The sequence below is a fragment of the Curtobacterium sp. APC 4022 genome (assembly GCF_030407555.1).
Classification (GTDB): Bacteria; Actinomycetota; Actinomycetes; order Actinomycetales; family Microbacteriaceae; genus Curtobacterium.
On sequence record NZ_JASDDD010000008.1, the window covers coordinates 52211 to 71837 of the forward strand.

15 protein-coding genes are annotated in these 19627 nt (G+C 70.2%); 13 read left to right on the top strand and 2 right to left on the bottom strand.

All coding sequences use genetic code 11. The features are described from left to right. Nucleotides 1–12 precede the first annotated feature (12 nt). Together QL987_RS04520 and QL987_RS04525 are read left to right on the top strand one after the other, a co-directional pair. The gene (locus QL987_RS04520) at nt 13–1608 is read left to right on the top strand and encodes an AMP-binding protein (RefSeq protein ID WP_290156455.1); all 1596 of its coding nucleotides are present in this window, start codon (nt 13–15) and stop codon (nt 1606–1608) included. Beyond that, on the top strand, nt 1605–2759 hold the full coding sequence (locus tag QL987_RS04525; RefSeq protein WP_290156457.1) for an acyltransferase: 1155 nt from the start codon (nt 1605–1607) through the stop codon (nt 2757–2759). The genes QL987_RS04520 and QL987_RS04525 overlap by 4 nt, the downstream gene beginning before the upstream one ends. An 84-nt stretch (nt 2760–2843) precedes the next feature. On the opposite strand, the gene QL987_RS04530 is transcribed toward QL987_RS04525, so the two are convergent. Continuing rightward, nucleotides 2844–4175: an MFS transporter gene (locus QL987_RS04530; protein ID WP_290156458.1), complete on the bottom strand. Its 1332-nt coding sequence runs from the start codon at nt 4173–4175 to the stop codon at nt 2844–2846. Nucleotides 4176–4318: 143 nt separating this feature from the next. On the opposite strand from QL987_RS04530, the gene uvrB reads away from it, so the two are divergent. The 11 genes from uvrB (at nt 4319) to QL987_RS04585 (ending at nt 18663) form a co-directional block, all read left to right on the top strand. Then, nucleotides 4319–6409 (top strand): excinuclease ABC subunit UvrB, encoded by a 2091-nt coding sequence (gene uvrB, locus QL987_RS04535; protein ID WP_111073547.1) that lies wholly within the window; start codon nt 4319–4321, stop codon nt 6407–6409. After that, nucleotides 6399–7349, top strand: coding sequence for an SDR family NAD(P)-dependent oxidoreductase (locus QL987_RS04540; RefSeq protein WP_290156459.1), 951 nt, complete (start codon nt 6399–6401; stop codon nt 7347–7349). The genes uvrB and QL987_RS04540 overlap by 11 nt, the downstream gene beginning before the upstream one ends. A gap of 48 nt (nt 7350–7397) precedes the next feature. After that, complete coding sequence (uvrA, locus tag QL987_RS04545; RefSeq protein ID WP_253463200.1) at nt 7398–10406, top strand: excinuclease ABC subunit UvrA; 3009 nt, start codon at nt 7398–7400, stop codon at nt 10404–10406. After that, nucleotides 10407–12536: an excinuclease ABC subunit UvrC gene (gene uvrC, locus QL987_RS04550; protein ID WP_221849895.1), complete on the top strand. Its 2130-nt coding sequence runs from the start codon at nt 10407–10409 to the stop codon at nt 12534–12536. 151 nt (nt 12537–12687) lie between these two features. Continuing rightward, nucleotides 12688–13575: an RNase adapter RapZ gene (rapZ, locus tag QL987_RS04555; RefSeq protein ID WP_111073544.1), complete on the top strand. Its 888-nt coding sequence runs from the start codon at nt 12688–12690 to the stop codon at nt 13573–13575. 78 nt (nt 13576–13653) lie between these two features. After that, nucleotides 13654–14634, top strand: a complete 981-nt coding sequence (gene whiA, locus QL987_RS04560; RefSeq protein ID WP_110902223.1) for a DNA-binding protein WhiA — start codon at nt 13654–13656, stop codon at nt 14632–14634. A 268-nt stretch (nt 14635–14902) separates the two neighbouring features. Further along, the gene (gene gap / locus QL987_RS04565; RefSeq protein WP_111073543.1) at nt 14903–15907 is read left to right on the top strand and encodes a type I glyceraldehyde-3-phosphate dehydrogenase; all 1005 of its coding nucleotides are present in this window, start codon (nt 14903–14905) and stop codon (nt 15905–15907) included. A gap of 4 nt (nt 15908–15911) precedes the next feature. Next, on the top strand, nt 15912–17129 hold the full coding sequence (locus QL987_RS04570; protein ID WP_290156461.1) for a phosphoglycerate kinase: 1218 nt from the start codon (nt 15912–15914) through the stop codon (nt 17127–17129). Then, complete coding sequence (gene tpiA, locus QL987_RS04575) at nt 17117–17905, top strand: triose-phosphate isomerase (protein ID WP_290156464.1); 789 nt, start codon at nt 17117–17119, stop codon at nt 17903–17905. Before QL987_RS04570 ends, tpiA begins: the two co-directional genes overlap by 13 nt. A 142-nt stretch (nt 17906–18047) precedes the next feature. Then, nucleotides 18048–18299: a preprotein translocase subunit SecG gene (gene secG / locus QL987_RS04580; RefSeq protein WP_110825023.1), complete on the top strand. Its 252-nt coding sequence runs from the start codon at nt 18048–18050 to the stop codon at nt 18297–18299. Between the two features lies 1 nt (nt 18300). Continuing rightward, a complete protein-coding gene (locus QL987_RS04585) occupies nt 18301–18663 on the top strand; it encodes an RNA polymerase-binding protein RbpA (protein WP_111073540.1) in 363 nt (120 codons plus the stop codon). A gap of 183 nt (nt 18664–18846) precedes the next feature. Here QL987_RS04585 and pgl read toward each other — a convergent pair whose 3' ends face one another. After that, nucleotides 18847–19617, bottom strand: coding sequence for a 6-phosphogluconolactonase (gene pgl, locus QL987_RS04590; protein WP_111073539.1), 771 nt, complete (start codon nt 19615–19617; stop codon nt 18847–18849). Between the last annotated feature and the right edge of the window lie 10 nt (nt 19618–19627).

The window sequence follows — 19627 nt, forward strand, 5'->3', positions numbered from 1 at the left end:
TACGATGAGTCGGTGCAGCACGACGGTGAACACCCCACACCCGACCTCAAGGCGGTTGCCCGCGACGAGACGACGCTCGCGGCGCTCATCCGGCAGCGTGCCGAGCAGACCCCGGACCACGTCTACCTCGAGGACGCCCGCTCCGACCGGACGCTGACGTACGGCGATCTCGACGCCGCCGTCACCGCGTGGTCCCGGACGTTCGACGCGATCGGTGTCCCGGCGTCCGGTGGCGTCCTGGTCGACGTGGGGGACCCGATCGCCTTCGCCGTCGTGCACCTCGCCGCGATCGCCTCCGGGCGACGGTCGGTGCCGGTCGACACCGGGCAGCCGCCCTCGGAACCCGCACGGCTCGCGGCGCTCCTCGGCGGCGCATCGATGGTCGTGTCGGACCGTGGCACCGGCACCGGCACCGGCACCGGCACCGGCACCGGCACCGGCACCGGCACGCCCGGGACCGGCCCCGGCACCCCCGCGACCGTCCCCGAAGCACCCGCGGCCGGCATCGACCCGGCCACGGGCCTCCCGGTCGGGGTCCGCGACGGCGACGTCCCGGACGCGCCGACCGACGGCCCCGGCGAGGGCTCCGTCGTGCTCTTCACCTCCGGGTCCACCGGGACGCCGAAGGGCGTCGAGCTGCCGGAGTCGCAGCTCGTGTTCGTCGCGCGCGCGATCGCCCGCCACAACGGGCTGACCGCCGAGGACCGCGGCTTCAACTCGCTGCCGCTCTTCCACGTGAACGCCGAGGTGGTGGGCCTCGCCGCCACCCTGGTGGCCGGAGCGACGCTGGTGCTCGACCGCCGGTTCCGTCGGACCGGGTTCTGGGAACTGCTCGCGGCCCGCCGGGTGACCTGGCTGAACGCCGTGCCGGCGGTCCTGGCGGTCCTGGCGAAGACCGGACCGCTGCAGCCGCCGGCGTCGCTGCGGTTCGTCCGGAGCGCCTCCGCCCCGCTGCCGGACCCGGTGCGCGCCGCCCTCGGGGACCTGCCGCTCGTGGTGAGCTGGGGCATGACCGAGGGTGCCAGCCAGATCACCGCGACGCCCCTCGACGCACCGGCCCGACCGGGCAGCGTCGGACTGCCCGTCGGCTCCGAGGTCCAGGTGCGTGGCGAGGACGGCGCCCTCCTGCCGGCCGGCGAGATCGGTGCCCTCTGGGTGCGTGGTCCGGGCATCGTCCGCTCGTACCTGGGCGGCCGGGCGGCGGACCGGTTCGACGCCGACGGCTGGCTGTCCACCGGCGACCTCGGGTCCGTCGCCGACGACGGCTGGGTGTCGCTCGCCGGGCGGTCCGACGACGTCATCAACCGCGGCGGTGAGAAGGTCTACCCGTCCGAGGTCGAGGACGTCCTGCTCCGCGATCCCCGCGTGCTCGAAGCGGTCGTGGTGGGTCGGCCGGACGAGGTGCTCGGTGCCGTTCCGGTGGCGTACGTCATCCCGCAGGCGGACGCCGACATCGACGGGCTCGTCGCCGACCTGACCGCCCTGGCCGAGTCCGCCCTGACCCGGTTCCGTCGTCCGGCCGAGATCTCCGTCGTCCCCGACCTGCCGCGGGCACCGACCGGCAAGGTGCAGCGTGCCCGCGTCCGAGCGATGACCGAGTCCCGGTGAGCGCCGCCACCGACACGCCCGGCGTGCAGACCCCGACCCGCACGGCGTCCGGCAAGCCCCGGCACCTGTACGAGGTCGACGTCCTCCGCATCCTCACGTTCGCGTGCGTCATCGGCGTGCACACCACGAGCCACACCATCGCCGCCGACGACGTCCCGCTGAACGCCCTGCTCGGGCTGCTGCACTTCACCCGGCTGGTGTTCTTCTCGCTCACCGCGTTCGTGCTCGTCTACAGCTGGTCACTCCGACCGCGCCCGCTCGCGCAGTTCTGGCCGCGCCGGTTCCTGCTCGTCGGCGTGCCCTACCTGGCGTGGTCGTTCGTGTACGTCGCCGCGTCCTGGCTGGCCAGCTCGTCGACCCGGGGAGACGTGCCGGCGCTGGTCACGACCGCCGCCGAGGGGATCGTCACCGGGACGTCCTGGTACCACCTCTACTTCCTGCTCGTGACGATGCAGGTGTACCTGCTGCTGCCGGTGATCATCTGGCTGGTCCGGGTCACCCGGCGGCACCACGTCACGGTGCTGGGCGTCGCGTTCCTGCTGCAGCTCGCCGTGTTCGCCGCCTACAAGTACTGGCCGCACTCGATCGACTGGCTGCACGGGTACCAGAAGCAGTTCTTCTTCTCGTACGTGTTCTTCATCGTCTCCGGGGCGGTGGCCGCAGACCACGCGGACCCGTTCCTCCGCTTCATCCGCGAGCACCGCCGCGCCGTCCTCTGGGCCTTCGCGGGCACCGGGGCGCTCACGCTCGGCGTGTGGTGGCTGCAGGTCGGCCTCGGCCAGTCGCTGTACGCCGCCGGCACCCCGCTGCAGCCCGTGCAGGTGCTCTGGAGCACCGCCGTCTTCGTCGGGTTCCTGGCGATCGGTGCGGCCTGGGCGGACCGCCGCCGGGCCGGCTCCGCCCTGGCGCGGGTCGTCGACTACGGCTCGGACCGGTCGTTCGGCATCTTCCTCAGCCACCCGTTCATGATCTGGGTCCTGCTGTACGGCGACAACTGGCTCGAGTCGGCGGTGCCGAAGCCGTGGCTGACGCTCGTCACGTACGTGCTCGTGCTCGTGCTGTCGGTCGCGGTGACGGAGGCGTTCCGCTGGACGCCGCTCAGCGTGCCGCTGACCGGTCGGCCGTCGCGGGCGCGGCGGGTGCGCGCCTGACGACGGTCGGTGCGGACCGACGTGGGGCGCGCCTCCCGGACTGGAGGCCCGCCCCGCGTCGGACGGATCGGTGACCGCCGGACGCTACTGCGTGGCGTCGCGCTCGACCGCGGGGACGCCCACCTCGAGCAAGCCGTCGGTCACGGTGAGGCGCTGCGGCTTCATGACCCACGCGACCACCGCGGCACCCGCGAGCAGCGCGCACGAGATCCCGAACGGCAGCTGCCATCCGGAGGCGTCGATGAGGACGCCGAACACGATGGGGGAGACGACGCCGGCGACGCCGAACCCGGTGTTCATGAACCCGGATGCCGTGCCGGACCACTGCGGGGCGACGTCCATCGGGATCGCCCACAGGTTCGCGTTGCAGAGCTCGAGGAAGAAGAACGACAGGGCGAGTGACACGGTCGCGACGGTCAGGCTCTGCCCGACGACGACGAGCGGGAGCAGGCAGACCAGCGACCCACCGAGCCCGATCACCAGGACCAGGCGTCGTGCGTGCCGCGGGTCACCGCCCCGGTGGATGATCCGGTCGCTGAGCAGCCCGCCGACCGTGTCGCCGACGACCCCGGCCAGGAGGACGGCGGTCGTGAACCAGGCGAAGGCGCTGATCTCGAGGTCGTACTGGTCGCTGAGGAACGTCGGGATCCAGGTGAGGAACACCCAGAGGGTCCACCCGTACCCGAAGTCGACGAAGGACACCGGCAGGATCTGCCTCGCCAGGGCGCGCCAGGGCACCGGCGGGCGGGTGGCGCGGGTCTCGACCGGTGGCAGTTCGGCGAGTTCGGCCTTCGTGATCCCGCGGGCGTCCTCGGGGCGGTCGCGGAACAGGACGAACCAGGTGATGCCCCAGGCCACGGAGAGCACGGCGGTGGCGAAGAACGCCAGGCGCCAGCCGCTGATCGCGATGAAGTAAGCGACGACGAGCGGTGCGAGGGCGTTGCCGAGCCGCGCGGCGGAGTGGACCACACCCTGTGCGAAGCCGTTGCGGTCGCGGGGGATCCAGCGGCTCATCGCCTGGGTGGCGGAGGGGAACGCCGCGGCTTCGCTGATGCCGAGCAGCAGCCGCGCCGCGAAGAGCGTCCAGAAGCCCGTGGCCAGTCCGGTCCAGAGCGTGGCGACACCCCAGACGACGGTGATGACGAACAGTGCGCGGCGCGGGCCGAAGCGTTCGCTGATGGTGCCGCCGAACACCTGCAGCAGGGCGTACGGCAGTGCGAACGCCGAGACGATGAACCCGGCATCGGTGTCGCTGAGGCCGAACTCGTCGGTGATGTGGGGGAGGGCGGTCGAGATGTTCGTACGGTCCATGTACGAGATGGCGTACATGCAGCAGAGGAGCAGGAGCACCCGCCCGCGGATGCGTCCGCGGAACGGGGTGCCCGTCGCTGGTGCTGCAGCGGGGGCCGTGGTCATGGGGCCTCTTCGGTCGGGTTGCTGAACGGCTCGGAGGCTACGACCGGTTCCGATCAGGTGTCTCTGCGTCCGCTATCGGCTGACAGTACGCCGAGGGCGAGCAGAGCACTCCGATGTCAGCGGCCGCGCCTACTGTTGGCTCCATGGGAGTTGCCGTAGAGCCCACGCGTGCCATCCGACCGTTCGAGGTCATCAGCGAGTACATGCCGAGTGGGGACCAGCCCGCGGCCATCGCCGAACTCGCCGGGCGCATCAACGCGGGTGAGACCGACGTCGTGCTGCTCGGTGCGACCGGTACCGGCAAGTCGGCGACCACCGCGTGGCTGATCGAACAGGTGCAGCGGCCGACGCTGGTGCTCGCGCACAACAAGACGCTGGCGGCGCAGCTCGCCAATGAGTTCCGCGGCCTGATGCCGAACAACGCCATCGAGTACTTCGTCTCGTACTACGACTACTACCAGCCCGAGGCCTACGTCCCGCAGACGGACACCTTCATCGAGAAGGACTCGTCCGTCAACGCCGAGGTCGAGCGTCTGCGGCACTCGACGACGAACTCCCTGCTCAGCCGCCGTGACACCGTCGTGGTGTCGACCGTGTCCTGCATCTACGGCCTCGGCACGCCCGAGCAGTACATGAACGCCTCGGTCGCGCTGCACATCGGGCAGAACATCTCCCGCGACCAGCTCGTGCGGAAGTTCGTCAGCATGCAGTACCAGCGCAACGACGTCGACTTCGCCCGCGGCACCTTCCGGGTCCGCGGCGACACGCTCGAGATCATCCCGATGTACGAAGAGCACGCGATCCGCATCGAGATGTTCGGTGACGAGATCGAAGCGCTGTCCTCGCTGCACCCGCTGACCGGCAACGTCATCGACGACCTGCCCGCCGTCTCGATCTTCCCGGCGTCCCACTACGTCGCGGACACCGACGTCATGCACCGGGCGATCACCTCGATCAAGCACGAGCTGGCCGAGCGACTCGCCGAGCTCGAGGGCCAGGGCAAGCTGCTCGAGGCCCAGCGGCTCCGGATGCGCACCACCTTCGACATCGAGATGATGGAGCAGATCGGCTTCTGCTCGGGCATCGAGAACTACTCCCGCCACATGGAGGGCCGCGGCCCCGGCGAAGCCCCGCACTGCCTCATCGACTACTTCCCGGAGGACTTCCTCCTGGTCATCGACGAGTCGCACGTCACGGTGCCGCAGATCGGTGCGATGTACGAGGGCGACGCCTCCCGGAAGCGCACCCTGGTGGAGCACGGCTTCCGGCTGCCGAGCGCGATGGACAACCGCCCGCTGAAGTGGGAGGAGTTCCTCGACCGCGTCGGGCAGAAGGTCTTCCTGTCGGCGACGCCCGGCAAGTACGAGCTCGGCATCACGGACAGCGTCGTCGAGCAGATCATCCGCCCGACGGGCCTCATCGACCCCGAGATCATCATCAAGCCGAGCGACGGCCAGATCGACGACCTGCTCGAGGAGATCAAGCAGCGCTCGGAGAAGAACGAGCGCGTGCTCGTCACCACACTGACCAAGCGCATGGCCGAAGAGCTCACCGACTTCCTCGGCAACGCCGGGGTCCGGGTGCGCTACCTGCACTCGGACGTCGACACCCTGAAGCGCGTGGAGCTGCTCACCGAGCTGCGCCAGGGCGTCTACGACGTGCTCATCGGCATCAACCTGCTGCGTGAGGGCCTCGACCTACCCGAGGTCTCGCTCGTCGCGATCCTCGACGCCGACAAGGAAGGCTTCCTCCGGTCGTCGACCTCGCTCATCCAGACGATCGGTCGTGCCGCGCGCAACGTGTCGGGTCAGGTCTTGATGTACGCCGACAAGATGACCGACTCCATGAAGCAGGCCATCGAGGAGACCGATCGCCGCCGCGAGAAGCAGGTGGCGTACAACCTCGAGCACGGCATCGACCCGCAGCCGCTGCGCAAGAAGATCGCCGACATCACCGAGGTCCTCAACCGCGAGAGCGACGACACCCGCGAACTCCTCGAGCGCCGCGGGGGTGGTGTCCGTGACGGCCGCCGCGCTCCGACGCCGTCGCTGCGCCGCGAGGGGATCGCCGGTGAGGGCGCGACGCAGCTCGAGGCCACGATCGCCGACCTCAACGACCAGATGCTGCAGGCGGCGGCCGAACTGAAGTTCGAGTTGGCGGCCCGACTGCGTGACGAGGTGCAGGACCTGAAGAAGGCACTGCGGCAGATGGAGTCGGCCGGCCATGTCGTCTGACCCCGGCACTGGTGCCGGTCGGCGGACCGTCGTCGTCACGGGCGCCAGCGCCGGTCTCGGGTACCAGGCCGCCCAGCAGCTCGCCGCAGCCGGGCACCGGGTGGTCCTGGCGACCCGCAACCCCGAGAAGGCCGTGGCAGCCGAGCGCCGCATCCGCTCCGTGGTCCTCGACGCGGTGCTCGAGCACGTCCACCTCGACCTGGCCGACCTCGACTCGGTCCGTGCGGCGGCCGACACCCTGGCCACGATGGGGCCCGTGCACGCCGTCCTCAACAACGCCGGAGTGGTCGGGTCGCGCGAGCGGCAGTCCACCGCGCAGGGCCACGAGCTGCAGATCGGCACGAACCACCTCGGCCACTTCGCCTGGACCGGCCTGGTGCTGCCGATGCTGCAGGCCACCGGTGGGCGGGTCGTCCACCTCGGCTCGATCTCGCACCGCTGGGCGACCCTCGACCGCAACGACCCGCTCGGCGCGGGGTACTACAACGGCTACCGGCAGTACGCCCGGAGCAAGCTCGCGGTGATGCTGTTCGGGTTCGAGCTCGCCCAGCGTCTGGCGGACGCCGGGTCCGCGGTGTCGAGCGTCGTCGCACACCCGGGGCTCGCGCTCGAGTCGCTGACCCAGGCGGCGGGAGCGCAGTCGCGTGTCGGGTCGTCGCGAACGGAGTCGTCACGATCCGACCCGTCGTGGATCGGGCCCGGTCAGCGGTTGGTCGCGCAGGGGAAGGACGCCGGCGCGGTCCCGCTCGTGCACGCCTCGGTCGCCGACGACGTCCGCTCCGGCGAGTACTGGGGGCCGGACGGCTGGTTCCAGCTCCGCGGACGCGCAATGGTGGTGCCGGCGGAACCGCGGGCGCACGACCGGCTCGAGGCGGCGCGGCTCTGGACCGCCAGCGAGCGTGCCTCCGGCGTCACGTTCGCTCTGGACGCACTCGACTGAGCCGACTCGGCGGGCGTTTGTCGGACCGGCTTCGTAGAATCGTCTGCGATGACCATCACCTCTGACCGCGGAACCGCCACGTCCGGCCCGGACGACTTCGACGAGCCGTCGGACCTGCACCTGCCCGGCGGGACGGCCCCGCACGACACGTCGACGCTCAGCGTCCGTGGCGCGCGCGTCCACAACCTCCGGGACGTCGACCTCGAGATCCCACGTGACTCGCTCGTCGTGTTCACCGGGCTGTCCGGCTCGGGCAAGTCCTCGCTGGCGTTCGACACGATCTTCGCCGAGGGCCAGCGGCGCTACGTCGAGTCCCTGTCGGCGTACGCCCGGCAGTTCCTCGGCCAGGTCGACCGCCCCGACGTCGACTTCATCGAGGGCCTGTCGCCGGCGGTGTCGATCGACCAGAAGTCGACGAACCGCAACCCGCGGTCCACGGTGGGCACCATCACCGAGGTCTACGACTACATGCGTCTGCTCTGGGCGCGCATCGGCATCCCGCACTGCCCCGTCTGCGGTGAAGTGATCAGCAAGCAGAGCGTGCAGCAGATCGCCGACCAGCTGATGACGCAGGAGAGCGGCACCCGCTTCCAGGTGCTCGCGCCGATCGTGTCGAAGAAGAAGGGCGAGTTCGTCGACCTCTTCCAGGAGCTCGCGGCCTCCGGCTACTCGCGCGCCATCGTCGACGGCGAGCGGATCCAGCTGAGCAGCCCGCCGACGCTGAAGAAGCAGGTCAAGCACGACATCTCCGTCATCGTCGACCGCCTGGTCGCCAGCGACGACATCCTGGGACGCCTGACCGATTCGCTCGAGACGGCCCTGCGCCTGACGGACGGCACCGTGGCGATCGACCTCGTGGACCACGAGGGGCCCGGCGCGGTCCGGACGTACTCCGAGAACCTGTCCTGCCCGAACAACCACCCGCTGGCCCTGACCGAGATCGAGCCGCGGACGTTCTCGTTCAACGCCCCGTTCGGCGCCTGCCCGGAGTGCTCCGGTCTCGGTACCCGGATGTCGGTCGACCCGGACCTGGTGCTCGGTGACCCCGAGGCCTCGCTGAAGGACGGCGTGCTGCTGCCCTGGACCGGTACCAGCGGCCTGTACTCGTACTTCGAGAAGCTGCTCGCCGGTCTCGGCAAGGAGCTCGGCTTCCGGATGGACACCCCGTGGAGCCAGCTGCCCGCGTCGGTGCAGGCCGCGATCCTGACCGGCAAGGACTTCGAGGTCTCGGTGTCCTGGCGGAACCGCTTCGGCCGCGAGATGCGGTACACGAGCGGGTTCGAGGGTGTCATGCCCTACATCGAGCGCAAGTTCGCCGAGGCCGAGACCGACTCGCAGCGCCAGCGCTTCCAGGGCTACCTGCGCGAGGTCCCCTGCCCGGTCTGCGACGGCACCCGCCTCAAGCCCGAGGTGCTCGGCGTGACCGTCGACGGTCGCAGCATCGCTGACGTCACGAGCATGGCCCTCGACGAGGCCTACGCGTTCATGGCGGACATCGCCCTGACCAAGCGCGAGGCGCACATCGCCGCGGCGGTCCTGCGCGAGATCCGGGCGCGTCTCGAGTTCCTGCTCGAGGTCGGCCTCAACTACCTGACCCTGGCGCGTGGCGCCGGTGGGCTCTCCGGCGGTGAAGCGCAGCGCATCCGTCTGGCGACGCAGATCGGCTCCGGCCTGACCGGTGTGCTCTACGTCCTCGACGAACCGAGCATCGGTCTGCACCAGCGCGACAACCGCCGTCTGATCGACACCCTGGTCAAGCTCAAGGAACTCGGCAACACGCTCATCGTCGTCGAGCACGACGAGGACACCATCCGCACCGCCGACTGGGTCGTCGACATCGGACCCGGTGCCGGCGTCAACGGCGGCAAGGTCGTGCACTCCGGTTCGTACGCCGACATGATCGAGAACCGCGAGTCGATCACGGGCGACTACCTGGCTGGTCGCCGCTCGATCGAGATGCCGTCCGAGCGCCGCAAGGTGAACCGCAAGCGAGTCATCACCGTGCAGGGTGCCCGGGCGAACAACCTCAAGGACGTGGACGTCGACTTCCCGCTCGGCGTGTTCACGGCGGTCACCGGAGTCAGCGGTTCCGGCAAGTCCACCCTGGTCAACGACATCCTCTACAAGGTGCTCGCCAACCAGCTCAACGGTGCCCGGCACATCGCCGGCAAGCACACGCGGGTGAAGGGCCTGGACCAGCTCGACAAGGTCGTGCACGTCGACCAGGCACCGATCGGCCGCACCCCGCGCTCGAACCCGGCGACCTACACCGGCGTATTCGACCGCATCCGGCAGCTCTTCGCCGAGACGCAAGAGGCGAAGACCCGCGGCTACCAGCCCGGTCGCTTCAGCTTCAACGTCAAGGGCGGGCGATGCGAGAACTGCTCCGGTGACGGCACGATCAAGATCGAGATGAACTTCCTGCCCGACGTCTACGTCGCGTGCGAGGTCTGCGGTGGTGCCCGGTACAACCGCGAGACGCTGCAGGTCCACTACAAGGGCAAGAGCATCTCCGAGGTCCTGGACATGCCGATCAGCGAGGCGGCCGAGTTCTTCGAGCCGATCTCCGCGATCCACCGGTACATGGCGACCCTGGTCGACGTCGGCCTGGGCTACGTCCGACTCGGGCAGAGCGCGACGACCCTGTCAGGTGGCGAGGCGCAGCGCGTCAAGCTCGCGACCGAGCTGCAGCGTCGCTCGAACGGCCGCACCGTGTACGTGCTCGACGAGCCGACCACGGGTCTGCACTTCGAGGACGTCCGGAAGCTCCTCCTCGTGCTGCAGTCGCTGGTCGACAAGGGCAACACCGTCATCACGATCGAGCACAACCTCGACGTCATCAAGTCGGCCGACTGGGTCATCGACATGGGTCCCGAGGGTGGTTCCGGTGGTGGCACGGTGCTCGCGACGGGCACGCCGGAGCACGTCGCCGACGTCCCGGAGAGCCACACCGGTGTCTTCCTCCGCGAGATCCTCGAGGCGCAGGACGCCCGCGTGGGCAAGCAGCGGTCGGTCGGCGCACGGCGAGCAGGTGCAGAGAAGGCAGGGGCTCGCTAGGTGGCCGACACCGTCTCCTGGCGGCCGAAGGCGGGGGAGATCCCGACCGACCCGGGCGTCTACCGATGGCGTGACGGCAACGGTCGGGTGCTCTACGTCGGCAAGGCGAAGAACCTCCGCGCCCGCCTGAGCAACTACTTCGCACCGCTGCCGACCCTGCACGAACGCACCCGGCGGATGGTCCTGACGGCGAAGAGCGTCGAGTGGACCACCGTCGGGTCCGAGATCGAAGCGCTGCAGCTCGAGTACACGTGGATCAAGGAGTTCGATCCGCCGTTCAACGTCAAGTTCCGGGACGACAAGTCCTACCCGTACATGGCGATCACGATGGCGGACGAGGCACCCCGCGTGATGGTGACCCGGAACCGGAAGATCAAGGGCGCCAAGTACTTCGGCCCGTACCCGAAGATCTGGGCGGTGCACGACACGATCGACCTGATGATCAAGGTCTTCCCGATCCGCACCTGCTCGGAGTCCTCGTACAAGCGGGCCATGCAGACCGGTAAGCCCTGCTTCCCCGGGCAGATCGGCAAGTGCGGCGGTCCCTGCTCGCAGCGCGTGACCATCGAGGAGCACCGCGCGCTCGTCGAGGAGTTCGTCCGCTTCATGGGCAGCTACGACCGCCGCGTCATCACCCAGCTCCGGCAGCGGATGGCAGCGTCGGCGGACGCCATGCAGTACGAGCAGGCCGCGCGCTTCCGTGACCAGGTCGAGGCGCTCGAAGCGGTCCTCGAGAAGTCCGCCGTGGTGCTCAAGGACTCGGTCGACCTCGACCTGTTCGGCATCGCCGAGGACGAGCTCGCCGCGGCCGTGCAGCTGTTCTCGGTCCGGGGCGGGCGCATCCGTGGTGTCCGCGGCTGGGTCGTCGACAAGGAGCTCGACATCAGCACGGGCGACCTCGTCGAGCAGATCGTGCAGGGTGTCTACGCCGACGACGGGCTGTCGACCGGTGCCGACGGCGCACTGCTCATGCAGGCGAGCGCCGACCCGACTCCGGGTGTGGCGAACGACGGACCGCCGCGAGAGGTCGTGGTGCCGGTGCTGCCGGACGACGCCGACGCCCTCCAGCAGTGGCTCAGCGACCGCCGTGGTGGCCGTGGCACGAAGCTCAGCACCGCGCAGCGGGGTGACCGCGCGGGCCTGGCCCGGACCGCGTCGCAGAACGCCCAGCAGGCGCTGATGCTCTACAAGACCAAGCGGTCGGCCGACTACACGACACGTGCGGCGGCGTTGGCGGACATCCAGGAGGCACTGGGCATGTCCGAGGCTCCGCTGCGGATGGAGTGCTACGACATCTCGCATCTGCAGGGCACGAACGTCGTCGCGTCGATGGTCGTGTTCGAGGACGGCCTGCCGCGCAAGGACCAGTACCGCCGCTACACGATCGCCGAGACCACCGACGACACCGACAGCATGTACCAGGTGCTCACGCGCCGCCTGGCCCGGCTCGACGAGGACGCGGCCGTGCCGGACGTCCCGGACGTCACGGCCGACGGCGTGGTCGAGGGCACGAAGCCCTCGAAGCGGTTCGCGTACCGCCCGCAGCTGCTCGTCGTCGACGGTGGGCAACCGCAGGTCGCGGCGGCGAAGCGGGCCCTCGACGAAGCCGGGGTCCGCGACATCGCCCTGGTCGGCATCGCGAAGCGGCTGGAAGAGCTGTGGCTTCCGGACGACGACTTCCCGGTGATCCTGCCGCGCAACTCCGAGGCGCTGTTCCTCATCCAACGCCTCCGCGACGAGGCACACCGGTTCGCGATCACGCACCAGCGCACCCGGCGGAAGCGCGACGTCCGCTCGCAGCTGTCCGAGATCCCCGGACTCGGGCCGAACCGGGTCTCGGCGCTGCTCAAGCACTTCGGTTCCGTCGCCCGGCTCCGGCAGGCGACGGCGGAGGAGGTCGCCGAGGTCCCCGGCGTCGGACCGGCGACCGCGGCCGCGGTGGTCCGGAAGCTCACGACCGTGCCCGTCAGTGCCCCCGAGTCGGCCAGCGCACCCGAACCGGCCAGTGCTCCCGAACCGGCCAGTGTTCCGGAACCGGCCAGCGCGTCGGCACCGTCCAGCGCGCCACAGCCGGGAGGCCCGGTGCGCGTCCCCGAGACGACCCCGGACGGTCCGCACCGGCCTGCGTGACCCCGGCACGGGCCTCCCGGTCGGACGGTAGCCTGGACGCGGACCCAGGGCGGACAGCCCGAGGGTCCGCGGGCCCACCCATGCCGAGCGCGCCGCGCCCGGCTCCGACGGGCGACCCGCCCGGCCACACCACGATGGAGCCCCTTCGCAGATGACCGACACCACCTCGCAGCAACAGCACGACGTCCTGATCGTGACGGGCATGTCCGGTGCGGGGCGGTCGACGGTCGGCAAGGCGCTCGAGGACCTCGGCTGGTACGTCGTCGACAACCTGCCGACCCAGATGCTCGGGCCGCTCACCGACCTGGCGGACCGCGCGGGGGAGTCGATCCCGAAGATCGCGACGGTCGTCGACGTCCGCGGTGGGCGGTTCTTCACCGACCCGGAGCGCGCCGTGCAGTCCCTGCGCGAGAGCACGAGCGCCCGGGTCCGGGTGCTGTTCCTCGAGGCCACCGACCAGGTCCTGGTGCGGCGGTTCGAGCAGGTCCGTCGCCCACACCCGCTGCAGGGCGAGGACACGCTGCTCGACGGCATCGCCCGGGAACGCACCCGGTTGCTCGGGCTGCGCGAGGCGTCCGACCTGATCATCGACACCTCCGACCTGAACATCCACCAGCTCGCGAACGCCGTCACCGAGCGGTTCGCCGAGGACCGGTTCGTCGGGGTCCAGGTGACGCTGATGAGCTTCGGGTTCAAGTACGGACTGCCCACCGACGCCGACATGGTGGCCGACGTGCGGTTCATCCCGAACCCCTACTGGGTGCCGGAACTCCGGGCGCACACGGGCCTCGACAAGCCCGTCTCGGACTACGTCATGGAGCAGTCCGGGGCCCGTCCGTTCGTCGACCGCTACGCCTCCGTCCTGGAGCCGGTCTTCGAGGGGTACCAGCGCGAGAACAAAAGACACGCTACGATCGCCATCGGCTGTACCGGCGGCAAGCACCGTTCGGTCGCCATCGTCGCCGAGTTGGCGAACCTGCTCCGCGGGATGCCCAACGTCGCCGTGCGTGTGAAGAACCGAGATCTCGGCCGGGAGTGACCGTCCCACCGGCCGCCTCCACACGTGTGCGCCCCGGGACCGCAGAGCCCCACCCCGAAGAACGTAAGGAATGATGCCGTGCCGTTGACTGCCGAGGTGAAGGACGAGCTGGCCAGGGTCGTCGTCAACCGGAACACGGTCCGCGCCGCCGAACTCGCGACCGTCCTGCGCTTCGCCGGGGGCCTGCACGTCATCTCCGGCCGCATCGCGGTCGAGGTCGAGCTCGACACCCGGATCATCGTGCACCGCGTCCGCAAGGACCTCGCCGAGCTCTACGGCGTCCGCAGCGAGGCCTCCGTCGGGTCCACCGCGTCCTCGCGTCGCGGGACCCGCTACCTCGTGCGTGTGCTCGAGGCCGGCGAGACGCTCGCCCGCCAGACCGGCCTGATGGACGCCCGACGCCGACCGGTGCGGGGCCTCCCCAACCGCCTGACCACCGGCAACCGCGAGGACCTCGCAGCCATCTGGCGCGGTGCGTTCCTGGCGTCCGGCACCCTGACCGACCCGGGCCGTGCCGCGGCACTCGAGGTCACGTGCCCCGGCAACGAGGCCGCGATGGCCCTCGTCGGAGCAGCGTCGCGCCTCGGCATCGCCGCGAAGGGCCGCGAGGTCCGCGGCGTGCACCGCGTCGTGATCCGCGACGGCGAGGCGATCGGTCAGATGCTCACCGCGATGGGCGCCGCCCGCACGACCGCCGACTGGGAGGAGATGCGCCAGCGCCGCGAGGTCCGTGCCACGGCCAACCGCCTGGTGAACTTCGACGACGCGAACCTCCGTCGTTCCGCGCAGGCCGCCGTCGCGGCGTGCGCCCGGGTCGAACGTGCCCTGGAGATCCTCGGCGACGAGGTCCCCGACCACCTGCAGTACGCCGGAGCCCTGCGCCTCGAGCACCGCGACGCCTCGCTCGACGAGCTCGGCCAGCACGCCGACCCGCCCATGACGAAGGACGCGATCGCCGGGCGCATCCGCCGCCTGCTCGCGATGGCCGACAAGCGCGCCAGCGACCTCGGCATCCCCGGGACCGAGGCCAGCGTGCCGGAAGAGCTTGAGGGCGCCTGAGCACAGCGGCGGTCGCACCCTGCGCCGGTCTCACCCTCCGCCGGGCAGCTCGCTGACCGGCCGCCGGACCCCCGTGGTCGCCGCACCCGACCCGTCCCCGTGACGGCGTCATGCAGGCGGTCCGCGGGGGTCCGGCTGCTAGGGTCGGTACGGCGACGTCACGGGGCGTATCGTCCACGTGCGTGGGTCGGCCGTCGTCGATGACGACGCCTCCACACTCCGAAAAAGCAGCGTCTCCCGAGGCGCTCCACACCCAACAGGAGATCCATTGACCGTCAAGATCGGCATCAACGGCTTCGGCCGGATCGGCCGTAACTTCTTCCGCGCCGCTCTGGCCAAGGGCAGCGACCTCGAGATCGTGGCGGTGAACGACCTCACCGACAACGCCGCACTCGCGAACCTGCTCAAGTTCGACTCGATCACGGGTCGCCTCGGCGTCTCGGTCGAGCTCGACGGCGACAACATCGTCGTCGACGGCAAGCCCATCAAGGTCCTCGCGGAGCGCGACCCCGCCAACCTGCCCTGGGGCGAGCTGGGCGTCGACATCGTCATCGAGTCCACCGGCTTCTTCACCAAGGCCGCCGATGCGCAGAAGCACATCGACGCCGGCGCCAAGAAGGTCATCATCTCCGCCCCGGCCACCGGTGACGACGTCACCATCGTGCTCGGCGTGAACGAGGACACCTACGACGCCGCGAACCACCACATCATCTCGAACGCCTCGTGCACCACGAACAGCCTCGCGCCGCTCGCCAAGGTGTTCCACGACGCGTTCGGCATCGAGCGCGGTCTCATGACCACGGTCCACGCCTACACCGCCGACCAGAACCTCCAGGACGGCCCGCACAAGGACCCGCGTCGTGCCCGTGCGGCCGCGCTGAACATCGTCCCGACCTCGACCGGTGCCGCCAAGGCCATCGGCCTGGTGATGCCGGAGCTCGCCGGCAAGCTCGACGGCTTCGCGCTGCGCGTCCCGGTCCCGACCGGTTCGATCACCGACCTCACCCTCGAGACGAAGTCGGACGTCACCGTCGACGAGATCAACGCCGCCTACAAGGCCGCCGCCGAGGGCCCGATGAAGGGCATCCTGCTCTACAGCGAGGACCCGCTGGTGTCGACCGACATCACGACGGACCCGCACTCCTCGATCTACGACTCCGGGCTGACCAAGGTCATGGGCAACCTCGTCAAGATCACCTCGTGGTACGACAACGAGTGGGGCTACTCGAACCGCCTGGTCGACCTGACCGAGTTCGTGGGCGAGAAGCTCTGACCTGATGGCTCTCCGCACCCTCGAGGACCTCGGCGACCTCGCCGGCAAGCGTGTCATCGTCCGCTGTGACCTGAACGTCCCGCTCAAGGACGGCACGATCACGGACGACGGCCGCGTGCGGGCGTCGCTCACCACCCTGAACACCCTGATCACCGCTGGCGCGCGCGTGGTCGTGGTGTCCCACCTCGGCCGGCCCGACGGCGAACGGAAGCCCGAGTACTCGCTCGCGCCCGTCGCCCAGCGGCTGTCCGAGCTGCTCGGCAAGCCGGTCACCTTCGTCGACGAGACCGTCGGCGACGAAGCGACCGCGGCTGCCGAGGCCCTCGAGGACGGTGACGTCCTGCTGCTCGAGAACCTCCGCTTCAACCCGGAGGAGACCTCGAAGGACGCCGCCGAGCGCACGGCCTTCGCGGAGCGCATCGCCGCGCTCGGGGACGCCTTCGTCTCCGACGGCTTCGGCGTCGTGCACCGCAAGCAGGCCTCCGTGTACGAGCTGGCATCGGCGCTCCCGAGCGCCGCCGGTCAGCTCATCGAGCAGGAACTGACCGTGCTCGAGCGCCTGACCAAGGACCCGGAGCGGCCGTACACGGTCGTCCTCGGCGGGTCGAAGGTCAGCGACAAGCTCGGCGTCATCGACCACCTCCTGCCGCGGGTCGACACGATCTGCATCGGTGGCGGCATGCTCTTCACCTTCCTCGCGGCCCAGGGCCACGGGGTGGCGAAGTCGCTGCTCGAGCAGGACCAGCTCGACACCGTGCGCGAGTACCTGTCGCGGGCGACCGAGCTCGGCGTGACGATCGACCTGCCGACCGACGTCGTGGTGGCCTCCGGGTTCGCCGCGGACGCCGAGCACGAGACGGTCGCCGCGGACGCCATCGAGTCCTCCGCGTTCGGCACGGACGGCATCGGCCTGGACATCGGGCCCGAGACGGCCGAGCGGTTCGCCCGTGCGGTCGCCGCCTCGAAGACGGTGTTCTGGAACGGGCCGATGGGCGTGTTCGAGTTCCCGGCCTTCGCCGCCGGCACGAAGACCGTCGCCCAGGCACTGACCGAGGTCGACGGCCTCGGCGTGGTCGGTGGTGGCGACTCCGCCGCCGCGGTCCGGTCGCTCGGCTTCACCGACGACCAGTTCGGCCACATCTCCACCGGTGGTGGGGCGAGCCTCGAGTTCCTCGAGGGCAAGTCGCTTCCCGGCCTCGAAGCCCTCGGATGGTCCGCATGACCCGCACGCCGCTCATCGCTGGTAATTGGAAGATGAACCTGGACCACCTCCAGGCCATCGCCACGGTCCAGAAGCTCGCGTGGACCCTCAAGGACGCCCGGCACGACCACGCCGACGTCGAGGTCGCCGTCTTCCCGCCCTTCACCGACCTGCGCAGCGTGCAGACGCTGATCTCGGCGGACAAGCTGTCGCTGGCGTTCGGCGCCCAGGACCTGTCGCAGTACGACTCCGGTGCCTACACCGGGGACATCTCGGGGGCCTTCCTCGCCGCACTCGACGCGAAGTACGTCATCGTCGGACACTCCGAGCGTCGCACCATGCACGGTGAGACCGACGAGATCGTCGCCGCGAAGACCGCTGCTGCCGTGAAGCACGGTCTGGTCCCGGTCGTGTGCGTCGGCGAGACCGGCGAACAGCGCGAGCAGCGCGGAGCCGGCGTCGTGCCGGTCGAGCAGCTGCAGGTCGTCCTCGGGGCGGTGCAGCCGTCCGAGATCGTCGTCGCGTACGAACCGGTCTGGGCGATCGGCTCCGGCCAGGCCGCCACGGCCGAGCAGGCGCAGGACGAGTGTGCCGCGTTGCGTCGCGGGATCGCCGCTGCCTGGGGTGACCAGGCGGCCGTCGACACGCGCATCCTGTACGGCGGTTCGGTGAAGTCGGGCAACATCGCCGGCTTCCTCCGCGAGCCCGACGTCGACGGCGCGCTCGTCGGCGGCGCGTCCCTCGACGTGCAGGAGTTCGCCGCCATCGCGCGGTTCCAGCAGCACGTCGGTCTCTAGACCACGCACCGCCGAGGCGCGACGGGCACCGCCCGTCGCGCCTCGTGCCGTGTAACTCCCGCACCGCCCAACCAGCCCGGGTCCCGAGCGCGCTCCGCGCGACCGGTATACTCGGATGGCTGACTGACACGAAAGGTACGTCGTGGCGATACTCTCCGTCGTGCTGCAGGTCCTGCTCGCGATCACGAGCCTCCTGCTCACGCTCCTCATCCTCCTGCACAAGGGCCGCGGTGGCGGCCTCTCCGACATGTTCGGCGGTGGTGTGACGAGCAACCTCGGGGCATCCGGCGTCGCCGAGCGCAACCTGAACCGCATCACGGTGATCCTCGGGCTCCTCTGGATCTCCAGCATCATCGTGCTCGGTCTCATCAACAAGTTCACGGCAGGGAGCTGACATGGCATCCGGAGGAAGCGCTATCCGCGGTTCGCGCGTCGGCGCGGGCCCGATGGGCGAACAGGACCGCGGGGTCCAGGCCGAGCGCGTCGCGATCTCCTACTGGGACGCGATGGGCAACGAGGTCGTGCGGTACTTCGCCGCGAGCCTGCCCGACGAAGAGATCCCCGAGACGGTCGATTCGCCGTCCACGGGTCTGCCGGCCGGTCGCGACAAGGAGAACCCGCCGCAGGTCGCGAAGACCGAGCCCTACAAGACGCACCTCGCCTACGTGAAGGAACGGCGGACCGAGGAAGAGGCAGCACAGCTGCTCGAGGACGCGCTCCAGCAGCTGCGTCAGCGACGCGGCACCGCGGCCAAGTAAGCCGCGGCACCAGACTGAGAACACGGCGGAGGCCCCCACACCGGATGGTGTGGGGGCCTCTGCCGTTCGCGGCCGTTCGGCGTCGAGCAGCGGTGGCGGGCGACCAGACGACGGACGGGAGGCCCGGTACCAGCTGGTACCGGGCCTCCCGTCCGTCTGCAGGCGCGTCGCGCGCCCCGTGCGTCAGTACGTCGACGCGATGAGGTTCTCCGGGACGTCGCGTGCGGCGTCCTGGTCGACGAAGAAGACCGTGCGCTTCCGGCCCTGCACCCCGCCCACGGGGACCTCGTCCACGGCCGCGCCGGCCAGGGCGAGCCCGAGGACGGACGCCTTCTCGGCACCGGACAGGATCACCCAGACGCGCTGCGAGGCGTTGATCACCGGGTAGGTCAGCGTCAGGCGTTGCGCCGGCGGCTTGGGGGAGTCGTCGACGGGGACGACCTTGCGGTCGGTGATGCGCAGCTGCGGGAACTCGGGGAACAGCGACGCGGTGTGGCCGTCCGGTCCGACGCCGAGCAGCGTGATGTCGAACCGGGGCGTCTCGGCGGAGTCCGGCGCTGCGGCGAGCAGTTCGCGCTCGTACTGCGTGGCGGCCTCGTCGATGCTGATGCCCGCGTCCGACGGCGCCATCGGGTGGATGTTCTCCGTGGGGATGCTCACGTGGTCCAGGAAGTCGGTCTGCGTCCCGGTGATGTTGCGGTCTGCGTCGCCTTCCGGCACCCAGCGCTCGTCGACCCACCAGACGTGGACCTTCGACCAGTCGACGCTCTGCTTCGCCTGCGACTGCCCGATCGCGGCCAGGACGAGGGTGGAGACGGAGCCACCGCTGATCGCGATGTCGGCCCGTCCCTGCTCGTCGAGGACGTCGATGAGCTTCGTGAGGAAGCGTGCGGCGACGGAGGCGCCGAGGGCCTGCTTGTCGGGGTGCACGAGCACCCGCCGTTCGTTGGTCACGTGACTCCTG